The sequence below is a fragment of the Segatella copri genome, assembly GCF_019249655.2.
In the GTDB taxonomy this organism is placed as follows: domain Bacteria; phylum Bacteroidota; class Bacteroidia; order Bacteroidales; family Bacteroidaceae; genus Prevotella.
On sequence record NZ_CP137557.1, the window covers coordinates 3,757,964 to 3,774,105 of the forward strand.

The following is a 16,142-nucleotide window of genomic DNA, read 5'->3' on the forward strand; positions in this document are numbered from 1 at the left end:
TTTGCAGCACGAAAGTTGAATCATTAAAATAAGGAGGCAAATATGACAGAGCTAAGAGATAGATACATACGCTTTGACTGGGCTATCAAGCGTTTGCTTCGCCAGAAGGCGAACTTTGGGGTGCTTGAGGGCTTCCTGACTGTATTTCTGAATGAACCTATCAAGATTGTTGATATTCTGGAAAGCGAAGGTAATCAGCAGCAGGCTAATGATAAGTTCAACAGGGTTGATATCAAGGCGAAAAACAGCAAGGGAGAAATCATTATCGTCGAGATACAGAACACAAGTGAACTGTATTACCTGGAGCGTGTGCTCTATGGAGTAGCCAAAGCCATCACAGAGCATATCAATCTGGGAAATACCTACAAAGAGGTGAAGAAGGTATATTCCATCAGCATTCTGTACTTTGATCTGGGCAAGGGTTCTGACTATATTTATGTGGGACAGAACAACTTCGTGGGCTTGCATACCCAAGACCATCTTGTTATCAGCACCAAGGAGAAAGATACGATAGTAAGGAAATCGCCTTCTGAGATTTTCCCAACTTATATTCTGGTTCGTGTAAACGAATTCAACAAGGTGGCTAAATCACCATTGGAAGAATGGGTTGAGTATCTGAAGAATGGTGTCATCTCTCCTGAAACCCAAGCGCCAGGTCTGCAGGAAGCTCGTGAGAAACTGAAATACTATTCCATGTCGGATGCAGAACGCTATGCATACGATGAGCACATCAATGCCATCATGATTCAAAATGACGTTCTGGGAAATGCAAGATTGGAAGGTATGGAAGAAGGTAGAGCTGAAGGCAAAGCTGAAGGTAGAACTGAAGAGAAAAATAACATTGCCCGCAAAATGCTGGCTAATGGATTGAGCATAGAGCAGATAGCTTTAATTACCGGTTTGACAGAGCAGGAAATTAAAAGACTATAATATAAAAGGTGGATCCTTCTTGTCCCATACACCGGGCAAGCGGGATACACCTTTTTCTTTTTATCTCCCTCACTCTCAAACATTTTTCCAGAATTTCTTGCTTCTTTCAGAAGAAAAGCGTATCTTTGCAGAAGATTAGCTGCGCTCGGCAATTTGTAAGCAAGCTTACATTGCGCTTGCAGGCATAATCTTTGCAGCACGAAAGTTGAATTATTAAAACAAGGAGGTAGAATATGGATTTATTTGATAGCAAAAGACAAGAAAGATTAGAGGCAGCAAGAAAGGCTTCTACTGCCAGTAAAGAAGCAGCACGCGCCTTTTTAATTAGGGCAGGAATTCTTTTACCTAATGGTGAAGTTGCACCACATTTGAGATAAAGGTATGCAAAAGCAAAACGTTTAAGGTCGCAAATTGAGATCTTAAACGAAAAATATGATCAACAAGGCGACTGAGCAAGCATAACAATGCGGCTGAATAAGCGTAACGAGACGGCTCATCTGGCACAAGGATACGACTGCGCTGGGTCAAAGATATAGATTAGGAGGTTCAAGCAGTCGGTATCTGAGGTTCTGAGAGACTATATCTGAGGTTCAAGCAGACTGCCAGGGCAGACGCATTAAATTGCGCTGCCCTCCAAAAGTTTTGACAGGTACTCTTCATCCCAGTCTGCCTTCAATCTTTTCAGGTTGAGACTTCCCTTGGTCGTCTTGTCATTTTTCAAGATGGAGAGGGCCATTTTGCTTATGGTAGAGAAGTTCCTCGCTGCATTTTTGACTTTCTTACTTTCGTCTTCTCTGAAAGTAATGTCCAATTGCCAATGCAAGTTGTTTTCTATGGACCAATGTTGCCTAATGGCGCTTGCTATCTTTTCGGGGTCTTCATTACTTAAGGAAGTTATATAGTATCTTGTTTCCTCAGATGTTTCACCAGATGTCGCAACAGATCTTCTTGAGGTAATCCCGACAACAGACCTTAACCCAACAAACCTGTTCTTAAACATTCCCTGCATTATGTCCCCATAGCTTACAACAATGCAGGTTCTTTCTTCCTGACGACCATGTCCCTCATTAAAGGAATAATGTTTTGTCACTACATTACAATTGCCTCTATACTCATGCTCGTAAATCATGTCCTTAGCTAATTCGTAACTTTTCTTCTGATTTTCCTTCAAGGCGATAATATAGTCACCCTTGCCTTCTATGATTTTCTCTGTTATAGAAGTTTGGCATCCCATAGCATCTATTGTCACAATGGCATTTGACACGTCTATAGCACTAAGCAACTTGGGAACGACCGTGATTTCATTTGTTTTTTCACCGACTTTCTCTTGCCCAAGTGATATGCTATTGTCTGCTGACCAAGCAGATACGATCCATGTGCGGAAGTCAGCTTGACCAATAGTGTGCTCGGCATCACACTTGCTTGATCCACGCATAAGTTTGCCATCAATGGCAACAACACCTTTGACTTCCCCTACAATTTCTCTAACCCAGTTTCTGAAGATCTCTTCAAATCCTTTTGGATCAAAGATAGAAAAGAAACGATTGAAGGTGTCATGGCTTGGAATAGTCTCCAACCCCTGCAAACGCTTTTTGAAGAAGTCTAACTTACTTTTTCCAAACTCTGCAATTTCGTTCCAAGATTGAGCTCCTGCAATTACCGCAGCGATTGTAATGTAAATGATATGTTCCATTTTATGGACAGTTCGACCCTCAACTCGTGGGTCGGCTATTTGTTTAGATAACTTAATAATGCTCATTTTGTACCTTTTAATTGTTATTTATTCCTTTACAAAGGTACAAAAAATATTTCATATATACAAATATATAATGTTAATATTCAATAAGTTATAACAGTATAACACAGATGTTAACGAATAAAATATTTAATGCGTCTGCCCTGAGCAGACTGCTTCTTGATGATTCCCACTAGGCTCGACAGCTCTGCTGAGCCTAGTCAGCAGCTCTGCCCACTGCAGTCAGCAGTTCTGCTGAGCCTAGCGGCGACACCTCATTATCGTACAACAACACCCTCTTTAGTCGTACGACTGTATACCCTTTAGTTGTACAACTATATACCCTTTAGTTGTACAACCATAAACCTACTGTTGTACAAGTATAAACTCATTGACAGTACAATAGTAGTTTTACAACTCAAACATTTTCCCAAAAATCCTTGCATCTTTCAAAAGAAAAGCGTAACTTTGCAGAAGATTAGCTGCGTTCGGCAATTTGTAAGCAAGCTTACATTGCGCTCGATAAAGGTATGGATAAGTCTTTATATTCAAGGCGCTCCAACCTAATTATCCTAACCCATAATATAATAAGGTGTATCCTTCTTGCCCCATACATCGGGCAAGCGAGGATACACCTTTTTTATTTTGATAGTTTTTTGTTTTTGCTGATGATTTTTCCTGCTTCCGCTTTTATTGGATATCCATCTTCGAGAAGGTCTGGAAGTATTTCAGGCAGGTGTTGCGCCATTCCTTCGCATTCTCAAGCTGCACGTTGAGAAGCGAATCGGTATGCTGCCATTCCTGCTCATGACCCTTCATATACTGTTTGGCAGAAGTGTGCCAGTAGTCACGGTAAACTTCTACCATTGCCACGCCCATGTTGTATTTCATGCAGAGTTCCTGCCAGAGGGTGCTGCCTGATTTCATCTTGTAAGTCCATGGCACATGATGGAACCAGAGGAGATATTCCTCAGGACAGGTCTGGATGTTGTCGTACTGGCTGCGATAAGGCTCCGGATACTGGCCAACGGCATCTGTTCCCTTGGATGAACGGTCGAAACCGATACCCTTGGCATCAGCCTTGTGATAATAAACAGGGCACCACTCCAATGGATAGCTGGCGATGAAACCATCCGGCTCCGGACCATAGTGGTGGTCGAACTTGAAGATGTGGTGCAAGCCCAATGGCATCATATAGTTGACGCAGGCTTCGCGAGAGGTCATCATCATCATCTCTACAGGTTTGGTGAACTTCTCATTCTGATTCTCGTAAGTCTGAACGAGCCATTCGTGGGCAATCTCTTCTGCGCTGAGCGAAGGATTCCAGGCCAGGCGACCGAAGGCATACCAGTTTGCCTGAGAGAAAGGATGACCACACCAGTTGGCATCATCACCGATATTGGCTACGCCAGAGATACCTACCAGTTTGCTAGGATTGACGAATCCAAAGAATTCCTTCCACATAGGTGCAAGATAGGTGAGGTGCTTGCTCTGTCCCAGATATTCCTGGGTAATCTGCAGTTCTGCTATCTGAGGAGTCTTCTTGATGTTGTCGAAGATAGGAGCGTATGGCTCACGAGGCTGGAAGTCGAGCGGACCATTCTTGGATTGCAGAATCACATTGTCTCTGAACTTTCCATCCATATCCTTAAACTCGCTTACGGCTTGCTTTACACGGTCTTCTCCTTTATGATTAGCACCATATACAAAGCTTCTCCACATGATGATGCCTCCGTATGGCTTCACGGCATCGGCAAGCATGTTGGCTCCATCGGCATGGGTGAGGTGGTAATCGCCCGGACCAGGCTGTCCCTCGGAGTTTGCCTTTACCAGGAAGCCGCCAAAGTCGGGGATGGTGGCATAAATCTCCTTGGCTTTCTTCTGCCACCATTGCTGCACCTTCTTGTCCAACAGGTCTGCGGTCTTGGTATAACCCAGAGCCATCGGCGAAGCGAAATTGATGCTGAGATAAACGCGGATGCCGTAAGGGCGCAGGATGTTGGCGATGACCTTCACCTTATTAATATATTCTGCCGTCATCATCTTTGGCGATGCATTTACATTGTTCAGTACGCTTCCGTTGATGCCGAGCGATGCGTTGGCACGGGCGTAGGTGATGAGGCGGTCGTGCAGGCTCTTGCTGATGCTGCCGCCCTTGCCTTTCTTTCCGAGTTTGATTTCTTCCCACTTGAAGATGCTCTTGCCGGCATAGCCACGTTCGATGCTGCCATCGAGATTATCCCAATGGTTGAGGATGCGGAGACCCACTTGTGGTTTCTCGGTTTCATCGATGGCTTTGCTGAAGTTCTGCTGATTGCCGCTACCTGTGTTGTAGGCATCAGTGTTCTGAAGTCGAATTAACTCGTAGGCACCATAGAGCAAACCGATAGGATTGCTGGCGGTGATAGTTGCTTCGTACTGAATGTTGTCGCCTTGCTGGGCAGGACGGGCGTAGATGTTATAGCCCTCGCCCAGGTTGAGACTCTTGTCTATCTTGAGCTCAACATTCTTGCCACGCCAGTTGTTTTCTAACTCCTGCTTGGCAATCTTGGCTGTTGCATCATTAGGCAACTGTGAGATGACTTGGCATGAGTTAGCATACTGCTTTCCGAGCCATAACTGTGAACCATCACTCTGTGCAGAAACATGGAGTGATGTAAGTACCGTAAATAATAAAATGAGGTATTTCTTCATATCTTTGCAGATCATTAGTTTGTATTGTTATTGTTTCTGCTGCAAAGATACGAAAAAATACCTTATTCTCTTCTATTTGTTGTTTATTTTTCATTTCTCTTTGTTTCAGCATACTCGCTAGGCGACATGCCATAGTGTTTTTTGAACACGGTAGAGAAGTGGGTCTGGTTGTTGAAGCCCACGGAGTAAGCCACCTGCGTGATGTTGATCTGTCCTTCTTCTATCAGGCGTGCTGCCTGTTCCAGTCGCAGGTTGCGGATGAATTCTCCGGCAGATACACCCGCTATCTCCTTGAGCTTGCGATGCAGTTGGGCACGGCTGATACCCACATCTGCCGTAAGTTTCTCCACGTTCAGATCCTGATCGGCTAGATGTTCATTCATATAGTTCATCACTCGCTCCATCAGGGCATCGTTGTTGCCTTTCACCTGAATCTGCTCAATCTTCGCCTTCTGTCCTTGTGCCCCGCTATACTTGCCACGGATGCGTCGCACATTATCCACCAGGTTGTCGATGAGGATATGCAGTTCTTCCATGTTGAATGGCTTTGCCAGGAAAGCATCCGCTCCCTTGCGCAAACCTTCCAGGCGGTTCTCTACTTCGCTCTTCGAGGTGAGCAGGATGACAGGAACATCGCTGATGTTGCTGTTGCTCTTGATGTTCTTCAGCATGGTGATGCCATCCATCTCCGGCATCATCACGTCGCTTATCACGAGGTCGTACTTGCCCGTGAGCAGCATCTTCAATCCTTCCTTGCCGTTGCTGGCATGGTCAAATCGGTACCAGTCGCACAATTCGGTCTTGATGTAGTGGGCTATCTCTGCATCGTCATCTACTATCAGAATGTTGAAGTTGCGGTTGGCTTGCACTTTCTTGCCGATGGATTCGATGCTTCTGTCTTCTTCCTCGTTGAGAATCTCTTCTGGCTTCAGATGTTCCTTGCCCAGCGGAATGGTTACCTCGAAGCAGGAACCCTTGATGCCATCGGTGCGGTTGTATGCCTTGATCTTGCCTCCGTGCATCTCTACGAATGCCTTGCAGAGGTTCAGTCCGATGCCGGTGCCTTCGATGTGAAGGTCGCTGCTGTTGCTGCCTTGGTAGAACCGGTCAAAGAGTCGGTCGGTCTTCTCTTCCTTCAGTCCGATGCCGGTATCCTGTACCTTGATGATGGCATTCTTCTCGTCCTTGCCCATGATGAGGGTGATGGTGCCGCCATTGAAGGTATATTTCATGGCGTTGGAAAGCAGGTTGGAAATCACCTTGTCGAAGTTGATGCGGTCTATCCATACAGGCAACTTGCCTTTGGCATCGCTGAGGCTCGCATCTTCCTGGAGCGAGAGCGTGATGTTGCGCTCTTCTGCATTGAAACGGTAGAGCGATATGATGCCGTTCAGGAATTCCTTGAGCTGGGTTTCCTGGCAATGCAGATGCATCTGGTTCTTGTCTATCTTTCGCTCGTCGAGTATCTGGTTTACCAGAAGCAGCAGGCGCTGGGCGTTGCGGTCGATGGTGTCGATTTCCTGTTTGCTTTCGGCATCCGTGATTCTTGTCTTCAGCTTGTTGAGCGGTCCCATAATCAATGTCAACGGTGAACGGATATCGTGGGTGGCATTGATGAGGAACTGCATCTTGGTTTCTTCCAGGTCTTCCTTGCGATGGCGCTCATACCGGTAGATGATATACAGGATGATGCCTGCTGCTGCCAGGAAATAGAGGAGAAATGCCCAGGTGGAAGCATACCAAGGGTCGCACACCTTGATGTGGATGATGGTTGACTTCTTGGAGAAGTTGCCATTGCTCATGGCTCTTACCTCCAGGGTGTAGCTGCCCGGTTTCAACTTGTTGAATGATACTGCGTTGGAGCCTTCGTTGGTGCTGTTCCATTTTCCCTCGTTGATACGATATTGGAAGCTGATGTTGTCGGTGTTCCTGTAGTTGAGCAGCGAGAACTCCAGCGTGAACGAATTCTCCTCGTATGGTATAGTGAACTCATCCGTCAGACAGTTGATTGGCTTGCCGTCGATGATGAAGTTGGTGAGGTGTACATCTCCCAGTTCCATCTTCTTGGCTCTCACTCTTTCCGGGTAGAAGGTGGTGATGCCGTCGCTTGTTCCGAAGGCGATGAGGTCGCTGGCGGTATGCATGGAGGAACCCAGCACGTATTCACGGGTGGTGAGTCCGTTGCCATTGATGTGCCCGATAAACAGTCTGTTCTTCTGGTCATACTGCCAGATGCCCATGGTGGTGCTTATCCACAAGTCGCCCTGATGGTCTTTGATGATGCTGCACACCTGCTTTCCCTTCAGAACTTCGGCGTGAGGGAGAGCAAGGGTCTTGTTGTTCTTTCGGTCGAAAAGATAGAGTCCTTCTTCCGTTCCGATAATCATATCGCCGTTCTTTCCTTCGCAGATGCCATTCGCCTGTCTGTCTTTCAGAATGTTATTCCATCCGAAGTCCTTGAAGCTGAGTGTCTTCGTGTTGAGGCAGGAAACGCCATTTGAAGTACCGATCCACAGATGACCGGTATGGTCGAATGCCATGCTGCGCACCCAGTCGTTGCAGAGGAATCCCTTGTTTCCTCTCTGTCGCATATTGAGTACGGTAACCTTTCCGCTTTCCACATTATATATATATAGGCCCTTGCTATATACAGAGATATAGAGATTGCCCTGGTTGTCATCTGTCATGCAGTAGATACCTGCGCTGGTAAAGGTGAGCTTTTCCTGATAGGCTCCCGTATGCGGATTGTAGCTGTAGAGCGCACTTCCGTTGCTGATCCAGTATGCACCCCGGCGGTCTTTGTAGATGATGCAGGTGCCTGCTGGCGAGGTAGGGTGGGCGATAATCTTTCCTGAAGCATCAAAACAGAATACGCCACTGTTTTGCACCGTACACCATGTTTCGCCATTCTCGCCAGGGGCGATGGAAGAAACGCTGCTGCCGATGATGTAGTTCTGTGCCGAGAAACTCCAGCTGCTGAAGGCTTGCTGGCGCTGGTTGAGCAGATAGAGACCTTTCTTGTAACAGCCTATCCAGAGGTTGTTGTCCTTGTCTTCGATGATATCGTTGACGAAGGCGGTGGAAAGATTGAAATTGCTGTTGCTGTTTTCCAGCTGTTCCACCTTGTTGCTTCCCTTCTTGATGATCAGGGCTCCATGTTCAGAGGTGCTGATATAGAGGTTGCCCTCGTGGTCGAAGGTGGCATTGTTGATGGTTACATGATTCTTGAAAGTACCCAGGTCGTAGCCGGCATCGGCTATACGTCCCGTGCGATAGTCATAGTAGATGATGCCATACATGCAGACGATGAGCATGGCTTGCGGGCGATGCTGGATGAATGCCACAGGGGCTCCGTATGGCGATTTGAAGTCTTTGCGCTGCACCTTGCCTTGCTGCTCGATGAATCGGGTGAAGGTTGACAGGTGACTGCTCTGCCAGAGATAATGGTGCTTGTCTTCGTAGATATGGGTGAAGAATACATCCGAGTCGCGCTCGGTGTATGCTCTCTCCCATTTGATGGTGAATCTGTTGTTTGCCGTTTTCTCTATGCCGATGTTCTTCACGGAGTAGAGACCGTAACCTGCCGTGCCCAGCAGGATATCGCCGCGATGGCTTTCTACCATCGAATAGATGCGTGGCTTTCTGCCATCAGGAAACTGGAGACGGGAGAAATTGTTCGTCTCATAATTATAGCGCATCAGTCCCTTGGCGCAACCAATCCAGAGGTTACCTTTCTTATCTACCAGAAGGTCGGAGATAATATTGTCGGTGATGGAGGTTGTGTCTTCTTCGTTGTGCAGATAGTTGGTAAAGCGGTAGCCGTCGAACTTGCTGAGTCCGTATTCCGTGCCCACCCAGATATAGCCATACTTGTCTTGCACTATACAGTTGATAAGCGAACTGGATAGCTTGCCCGAAGTGAAGAGTTCACCACTGTCGGCCCATACCATAAGCGATAAGGCGATAGCGAAGAGTGCCGTGAGGCAATGTCTGATATGCTTCATATTTTTTGTCCGTTTCTTATTTAAATAGGTTATTATGGCTGCAAAAGTAACAAAAAACAATGGAAGAAACAAATTCTAATGTAACAATATGTTTCGTTTCTTTTTGTTTCTTTATCTTTTTGTGTCTTTTTTGTGAGTATGAAACAAATAGAAAAGTAATGGTAACTATAAAATACCTGTTATTTCATAACTTATTAGTAAATTTGCATCGTCAACAACAATAGAAACATTAAAAGCATCATAATAACAATGAATAAACAAGCAATAAAAATCTTATCTTTGGCGCTCGTATTGGCTGCGTCAAGTTCTGTAGCTTTCGCTCAGAAGGTGTGGAAAGGCTCTTGGGCTACTGCAGTGGAATGGACTGGCAAAGGAGATATGCCTAAGGAAAGCTTGAGCAACCGCTCTTGCCGACAGGTGGTTCATGTATCCTTTGGCGGAAATGAACTCAGAGTGAAGCTCAGCAACGAGCAGAGCAAGGAACCGGTGGAAATCAAATCGGTGTATATTGCAGATACCGATAAGGACAGCAACTGGTTTGTGAATGGTAAGACCGTGAAGTATCTCAAGTTTAATGGCAAGAAGAATGTAACCATTGCTCCTGGCAAGGCTATCTTCTCAGATGATTTGAAATATGCCTTGAAGAGTGGACAGCGCCTCACGATTACCATCGACTATGGCAAGCAGACTCCAGTGAATGCAACATCCCATCGTGGTTCACGTACCACATCTTATATAGTAAACGGTTTGCATCGTACTCCTAAACCGATGGATAAGAGTTTTGATGATGGCGAGGAGGTGGATCACTGGTATAATCTTTCAGCCATTGATGTGAAGACCGATAAGGCTACCCCTGTGGTGGCTATCCTCGGAAACTCTATCACCGATGGCCGTGGAAGTACTACCAACCATCAGAACCGTTGGACCGATTTCCTCTCGGATGCCCTGAATGCAGAGAAGCCATACGGTGTGTTGAATCTCGGTATCGGCGGCAACTGCGTGGTGCAAGGCGGATTGAGTGAACCTGCCATGAAGCGTTTCGACCGTGACATCCTGGGACAGACAGGTGTGGATAAGCTCATCATCTTTGAGGGAACCAACGACATCGGCTGCTGTGGCGGAAATTATGAGCACATGACAGATACCCTGATTGCCTGCTACAAGGTGCTGATAGCAAAAGCCAAGGCAAAGGGCATCAAGGTATATGGCGGAACTATCACTCCAACCAAGGGCAACGGATGGTATTCTTTCTGGCATGAGGCAATGCGCCAAACCGTGAACGAATGGATTAGAAAGAGCGGTGCCTTTGATGAGGTCATCGATTTCGATGAATTAACCCGCGACCCGAAAGACCCTCAGCGCCTGAAGGCTGAATATTCAGACGACTGGTTGCATCTCAACCCTAAGGGATATGAAGCTATGGGCAAGTTTGCCGCAGAAAAATTGAAATAAAAGAATAAAGATATGGAAAAGAATTCACAGGAATCCCAGGGATTCTACAAACTGAGTTGGCTGCAGCGCATCGGATTCGGATCTGGTGACTTGGCACAAAACCTCATCTTCCAGACAACATGTATGTACTTGTTGTTCTTCTATACCGATATCTATGGACTCGATGCAGTTGACGTTTCCGTGATGTTTACGGTAGGAAATGTTGCAAATGTGATTTGGGACCCTATTGTAGGTGCCCTTATAGATAAGCACAATCCTAAGTTGGGTAAGTATCGCTCTTATCTGGTATTCGTAGGAATCCCACTTTCGGGCTTTGCCATCCTCTGCTTCTGGAATGGCTTTGCACCATCCCTGCTCTATGCCTATATCACATACATTGCCATGACATTGCTCTATACATTTATCAATGTACCTTATGGAGCCTTGAACTCATCGCTGACTCGTGATACCGATGAAATCACGGTGTTGACGTCAGTTCGTATGTTTATGGCAAATTGTGGCGGTTTGGCTGTAGGCTCAGGCCTTCCATTGCTCATCGCATACTTTACCGACCAGCAGTCGGATGGTTTGCCTAAGGATCCGGTGGCTTGGTTTACCACCATGACCATCTATGCCGTCATTGGTTTGTTGTTGCTCCTCTTCTGTTTCTCACAGTGTAAGGAGCGTGTGGTAATGAATGCCGAGGAGAGTGCCAATGTGAAGATAAGCGACCTTTGGATGGAATTTTTCCACAACCGTCCTTTGCGTATCATAGCCTTCTTCTTCATCACCGCCTTCGCCATGATGTCTATCGGCAATGCGGCAGGAGCTTACTTCATGAACAGCAACCTTCACGGAACCTCCGAGCAGCTTTCCATCTTCATGGGTTTGGGTTCGGCACCATCGTTCATCTTCATGCCACTGGTGCCTATGATCAAGAAGGCAATCGGCAAGAAGAACATGTTCTATGTGTTCCTGGGCATCGCCATCGTAGGTATGGCATTCCTTTATCTGGTAGCAAAGATGGAGCAGCCAAGTATGATGCTCGTCTATATCGCCCAGTTTGTTAAGTCAACGGGTGTTATTGTAGCTACGGGTTATATGTGGGCTCTTGTTCCTGAGGTTATCTCTTATGGAGAGTATAAGAGTGGCAAGCGTATAGCAGGTATCGTGAATGCCTTGACGGGCATCTTCTTCAAGGCGGGTATGACCTTGGGTAGTGTGGTGGCTCCAGCCATCCTTGCTTACGTGGCTTACAATCCGAAGGCCGTGGAGCAGACTCCTGAGGCTCAGGAGGGTATTCTCTGGTTGGTATGTGTCATTCCTGCTGCCTTGTTGCTGCTCGCCATCTTCATTATCTCGAAGTATGAGTTGACAGATGCGGTTATCGATGATATCAACAAGAAGATCGAGGCTCGACACAAACAAGGAAAGTAACATTTAAAATTAAGAAAAATATAAATTAGACATGAAGAAAATTTCAACTTTAGCCTTGGGCTTGATGCTTGCTTCTGCAGCTTTTGCACAGAAAGGCAATAATAATACGACAATCCCAACATTCCAGGAGGCCATGGGCAAGTACTTCCTGGTGGGTGCTGCCGTTAATACTTCTCTGACAGACGGACAAGACCCGGCAGGTGAGGAAGTAGTGAAGAAACAGTTTAACCAGGTAGTTGCCGAGAACTGTATGAAGGGCGAGGAAAATCATCCGGAGGTGAATCGCTTTGATTTCACCGATGGCGATAAGCTGGCTGACTGGGCTGAGAAGAACGGCAAGACCTTGATAGGTCATTGCCTGGTTTGGCATTCTCAGCCACCTAAGTGGATGTTTACCGATGATAAGGGTAATCTGGTAAGCCGTGAAGTGCTCATCGGCAGAATGTATAATCACATCATGAATGTGGTTACTCATTATAAAGGTAGAGTAAAGGGATGGGACGTAGTGAACGAGGCTTTTGAGGATGATGGCTCTTACCGCAAGTCTCTATATTATAAGATTATCGGTCCGGAGTTCATCGAACTGGCTTTCCGCTTTGCGCATGAGGCTGATCCTAACGTAGAGCTTTACTATAATGATTATTCTACTTCGAAGCCAGCTAAGCGAGAGGCTATCTGCAAGCTGGTTCGCGATTTGAAGGCGAAGGGTCTCCGCATCGATGCTGTAGGTATGCAGAGCCACAATGGTTTTGATTATCCTGATTATGCTGAGTATGAGAAGAGCATCGAGGCTTTTGCAGGTCAAGGTGTCAAGGTGATGCTGACTGAGCTGGATATGAACATGCTTCCTAATCCGGAAGGATTCGGCGGTGCGGAAATCAGTCAGAAGTTTGAACTTCAGAAGAAGTACAATCCATACGTGAAGGGACTTAACAAGAAGGCACAGAAACTCTTCAACCAGCGTTATCTCGATCTCTTCAAGATTGTAGAGCGTCACAAGGATGTCATCAGTCGTGTTACCTTCTGGGGTGTCAACGATGGTCACTCTTGGTTGAATGGCTGGCCTATCCCAGGCAGAACCAACTATCCGCTGCTCATCGACCGCAACAACGAGGTGAAGCCTGTGGTGAAGGAAATCGTCAATCTCTTTAAATAAGATTTCTTCAAATAGAATCTCTTAAGATAATATCATCAATCTCTTTAAATATAAGATAACAATGAAAGCAAGATATTTGTTCCCTAAGGATTATATGGCAGATCCATCTGCCAATGTGTTTAACGGTCGCCTGTATGTTTACCCATCTCATGACTGGGATAGCGGCGAAAGCTTCGACGATGATGGCGGTCACTTCCAGATGAAAGACTATCACGTTCTCTCTATGGACGACGTGATGGAGGGTGAAGTAACCGATCATGGTGTGATTCTCGATGTGAAGGATGTGCCATGGGCTGAGAAGCAGATGTGGGACAACGATGTAGTAGAGAAGGATGGCAAGTACTATCTCATCTTCTCTGCCAAGGATTATAATGGCGTGTTTCATCTCGGTGTGGCTGTGGCTGATAAGCCTGAAGGTCCTTTCGTTCCGAATGCCGACCCTATCCGCAAGTCATACAGCATCGACCCTTGTGTGTTCAAGGATGATGATGGCAAGATTTACTGCTACTTCGGTGGTATCTGGGGCGGTCAGCTTCAGTGGTACAAGGACAACAAGGCACTGAAGGATGAGCATCTTCCAGAGGGCAAGGAGAATCCGTTACCATCTCGTGTAGCCATGATGACTGATGATGTGCAGCAGTTTGCAGAAATGCCAAAGCCTGTTGTCATCGTTGACGAGGAGGGTAAGGTGTTGCCAGCCGATGATCCTCATCGCTTCTTCGAGGCTAGCTGGATGCACAAGTACAAGGGCAAGTATTATTTCAGCTACTCTACCGGTGATACTCATTATCTCTGCTATGCAGTAGGTGATAATCCTTATGGACCATTTACTTATAAGGGTGTTATCCTGGAGCCAGTAGTAGGTTGGACAACCCATCATAGCATCTGTGAGTACAAGGGACAGTGGTATCTGTTCCATCACGACTGCGTGCCATCAAATGATACAACCTGGCTTCGCAGCGTAAAGGTGGCTCCTCTCTTCTATGATGAGGATGATAATATCTTGCCAGTAAAGACGGATGAGTAATCCGCCTTTTTCGGGCAATCAGGCATAAACATAGGCTTTAGGTTTTTAATAGTTTTGATGAATAGTTGATACATTTAGTTAATGTTAGTTTAGAAAGTGAGCAGCATCTTCGAGAGGAAGGTGCTGTTTTTCTTTTTGTAGTATCGGATATCTTTTTCTTTTTATCTCATGTTATTTTTATGTTATTTCTTTCTTTTTGTTATTGTTTTCTGCGTTTTTTTGTTTATCTTTGCATCCATAAACCAATGAAATGAAAGAATTATGTTGAAATTACTGTTAAGGTTATGGTGGCTGCAACAGCGCCGTAACTTCCGCAAGAGAGATGCCTTCGTGGCGTGCTACATCATCTTCCTGTATGTGATGGTGGGCGTGGGCTTCTACCAGGGTTTCACCGAGAGTGGAGGAGAACTGAAGGGAGAAGAGATGCCGGCATTGTTGGGTGCAGGCATCGTAATCGGCATGCTGATTCCTGACATCATCATGAAGATGGTGATGAAGCGGGATATTACAGCAATGGATGATTATGTGAAGTCGCGCCCTGTGCCAGAGAAAGTCTGGAACAAGTTCCTGCTCACTACCAATCTCGTGAGCTTCTGGAACTATGTGCTTCCGGTGCTTACGCTTCCGGTGTTCATCTATCTTCTGCCGGCAAGTGAGGCTGTAGCCAGCTTCTTCCTGTTCCTGGGGTTCTCTTTTGTCAACGGCATCTATATCACCTGTTACCGCAAGGCTACTGAGTGGATTCTGAAATGGCCCTTGATATTAGGATGGATGGGAATGTTTGCCGTGCTGATAGGATATATGTTTGTGGCTTCCTTCTTCCCGGTATGGATGGGATGGATAGGTCTCTTTTTCCTTGCTGGAGCGGTATTCACCGGACTTACCGCCTATCTCTATCACGAAAAGATTTATAACGAGCAGAAACAGAAGGTTTCCAAGTTCCGTGGATTCAGTCATGTCAACCTCTTCAGTCTGCAATATATCGGCACATTGAGAGCAAAGCGTGTCCGTACGATGGTGATTATGATTACCGCCATCTTCCTCTTCGATGCCTATCTTTTCGCCCTGATGCCTTTAGAGCCGGGACAGGAAATGGGGGATAAGGTGGCTATGACTACCCTCTATGTGGCAGGTGCCATCCTGCTGCCATCGGTGGTATTGTCGCAATGGACCTTTGGTATTGAGGCAAACTTCTTCCATGGTTTGATGACCAAGCCGGTAAAGGTGAAGCAGATGCTGCAGAATTGCTTCTATTATTATATGGTAGTGAGTGCGATAGCCTTGTTGCTCACCCTTCCGTTCCTTTTCCTGCATGCAGGAATCGGAATCCAGGTGCTTATCAGCGGTTTCTGTCTGGCAGTATTCATCAATCTCTTCAATCTGCCTACGGCACTCTTCTCTTCCCGTCTGGAGATATTCCAGACTTCCATGTTCAGCATGCAGGGAGCGAATCTGAAGATCAATATTTATTCCATCGCCTTCCTCTTCCCGCTGGCTGGCGTCGCTGCCATCTATCATTTCTTTGGCGAGACGGCATGGTTTATTACCTGTGTAGCGCTGGCAGTCATCAGCATCGCCATCCATAAATGGTTCATCGCCAAGATTGCTGCCATCTTCGAGAAGAACAAGTATAAGCGCATGGAGAAGTTCATGAGTTAAGTGAAGAACGAAAAGTGAAGAGTGAAGAATTCAATAGCTTTACTAATCATAAAGTTTAATGTTCAATGT

Annotated in this window: 10 protein-coding genes; 7 read left to right on the plus strand and 3 right to left on the minus strand. The window is 46.2% G+C overall.

Annotated features, from left to right (window positions below; all coding sequences use genetic code 11):
- The first annotated feature begins 42 nt into the window (after window positions 1–42).
- Together KUA49_RS15245 and KUA49_RS15250 are read left to right on the plus strand one after the other, a co-directional pair.
- Window positions 43–930, plus strand: coding sequence for an Rpn family recombination-promoting nuclease/putative transposase (locus KUA49_RS15245; RefSeq protein ID WP_218412182.1), 888 nt, complete (start codon window positions 43–45; stop codon window positions 928–930).
- Window positions 931–1,163: 233 nt separating this feature from the next.
- Window positions 1,164–1,307, plus strand: a complete 144-nt coding sequence (locus KUA49_RS15250) for a hypothetical protein (RefSeq protein ID WP_006847677.1) — start codon at window positions 1,164–1,166, stop codon at window positions 1,305–1,307.
- A gap of 239 nt (window positions 1,308–1,546) precedes the next feature.
- Here the strand turns inward: KUA49_RS15250 and KUA49_RS15255 are convergent, their stop codons facing one another.
- From KUA49_RS15255 to KUA49_RS15265, 3 genes are all read right to left on the minus strand, one after another.
- Window positions 1,547–2,689: an ISAs1 family transposase gene (locus KUA49_RS15255; RefSeq protein WP_218412181.1), complete on the minus strand. Its 1,143-nt coding sequence runs from the start codon at window positions 2,687–2,689 to the stop codon at window positions 1,547–1,549.
- A 666-nt stretch (window positions 2,690–3,355) separates the two neighbouring features.
- The gene (locus KUA49_RS15260; RefSeq protein WP_218412180.1) at window positions 3,356–5,359 is read right to left on the minus strand and encodes an alpha-glucuronidase; all 2,004 of its coding nucleotides are present in this window, start codon (window positions 5,357–5,359) and stop codon (window positions 3,356–3,358) included.
- 83 nt (window positions 5,360–5,442) lie between these two features.
- Window positions 5,443–9,363, minus strand: coding sequence for a two-component regulator propeller domain-containing protein (locus tag KUA49_RS15265; RefSeq protein WP_218412179.1), 3,921 nt, complete (start codon window positions 9,361–9,363; stop codon window positions 5,443–5,445).
- Between the two features lie 249 nt (window positions 9,364–9,612).
- Between KUA49_RS15265 and KUA49_RS15270 the strand changes: the two genes are divergently transcribed.
- From KUA49_RS15270 to KUA49_RS15290, 5 genes are all read left to right on the plus strand, one after another.
- A complete protein-coding gene (locus KUA49_RS15270) occupies window positions 9,613–10,815 on the plus strand; it encodes an SGNH/GDSL hydrolase family protein (protein ID WP_203049194.1) in 1,203 nt (400 codons plus the stop codon).
- Between the two features lie 12 nt (window positions 10,816–10,827).
- Window positions 10,828–12,231 carry an MFS transporter gene (locus KUA49_RS15275; protein ID WP_117661840.1) on the plus strand — a complete coding sequence of 468 codons (1,404 nt, stop codon included), beginning with the start codon at window positions 10,828–10,830 and terminating at the stop codon, window positions 12,229–12,231.
- Between the two features lie 31 nt (window positions 12,232–12,262).
- Window positions 12,263–13,387 (plus strand): endo-1,4-beta-xylanase, encoded by a 1,125-nt coding sequence (locus KUA49_RS15280; protein WP_218412178.1) that lies wholly within the window; start codon window positions 12,263–12,265, stop codon window positions 13,385–13,387.
- 61 nt (window positions 13,388–13,448) lie between these two features.
- The gene (locus KUA49_RS15285) at window positions 13,449–14,414 is read left to right on the plus strand and encodes a glycoside hydrolase family 43 protein (RefSeq protein WP_203041187.1); all 966 of its coding nucleotides are present in this window, start codon (window positions 13,449–13,451) and stop codon (window positions 14,412–14,414) included.
- A gap of 261 nt (window positions 14,415–14,675) precedes the next feature.
- A complete protein-coding gene (locus KUA49_RS15290) occupies window positions 14,676–16,073 on the plus strand; it encodes a DUF5687 family protein (protein ID WP_218412177.1) in 1,398 nt (465 codons plus the stop codon).
- The last annotated feature ends 69 nt before the right edge of the window (window positions 16,074–16,142 follow it).

What these genes read in the sequence shown, in the direction of transcription:
- KUA49_RS15265 (WP_218412179.1), bottom strand. Translation starts at nt 9,363, where the DNA reads ATGAAGCATATCAGACATTGCCTCACGGCACTCTTCGCTATCGCCTTA.
- KUA49_RS15250 (WP_006847677.1), top strand. Translation starts at nt 1,164, where the DNA reads ATGGATTTATTTGATAGCAAAAGACAAGAAAGATTAGAGGCAGCAAGA.
- KUA49_RS15255 (WP_218412181.1), bottom strand. Translation starts at nt 2,689, where the DNA reads ATGAGCATTATTAAGTTATCTAAACAAATAGCCGACCCACGAGTTGAG.
- KUA49_RS15260 (WP_218412180.1), bottom strand. Translation starts at nt 5,359, where the DNA reads ATGAAGAAATACCTCATTTTATTATTTACGGTACTTACATCACTCCAT.
- KUA49_RS15270 (WP_203049194.1), top strand. Translation starts at nt 9,613, where the DNA reads ATGAATAAACAAGCAATAAAAATCTTATCTTTGGCGCTCGTATTGGCT.
- KUA49_RS15275 (WP_117661840.1), top strand. Translation starts at nt 10,828, where the DNA reads ATGGAAAAGAATTCACAGGAATCCCAGGGATTCTACAAACTGAGTTGG.
- KUA49_RS15290 (WP_218412177.1), top strand. Translation starts at nt 14,676, where the DNA reads ATGTTGAAATTACTGTTAAGGTTATGGTGGCTGCAACAGCGCCGTAAC.
- KUA49_RS15280 (WP_218412178.1), top strand. Translation starts at nt 12,263, where the DNA reads ATGAAGAAAATTTCAACTTTAGCCTTGGGCTTGATGCTTGCTTCTGCA.
- KUA49_RS15245 (WP_218412182.1), top strand. Translation starts at nt 43, where the DNA reads ATGACAGAGCTAAGAGATAGATACATACGCTTTGACTGGGCTATCAAG.
- KUA49_RS15285 (WP_203041187.1), top strand. Translation starts at nt 13,449, where the DNA reads ATGAAAGCAAGATATTTGTTCCCTAAGGATTATATGGCAGATCCATCT.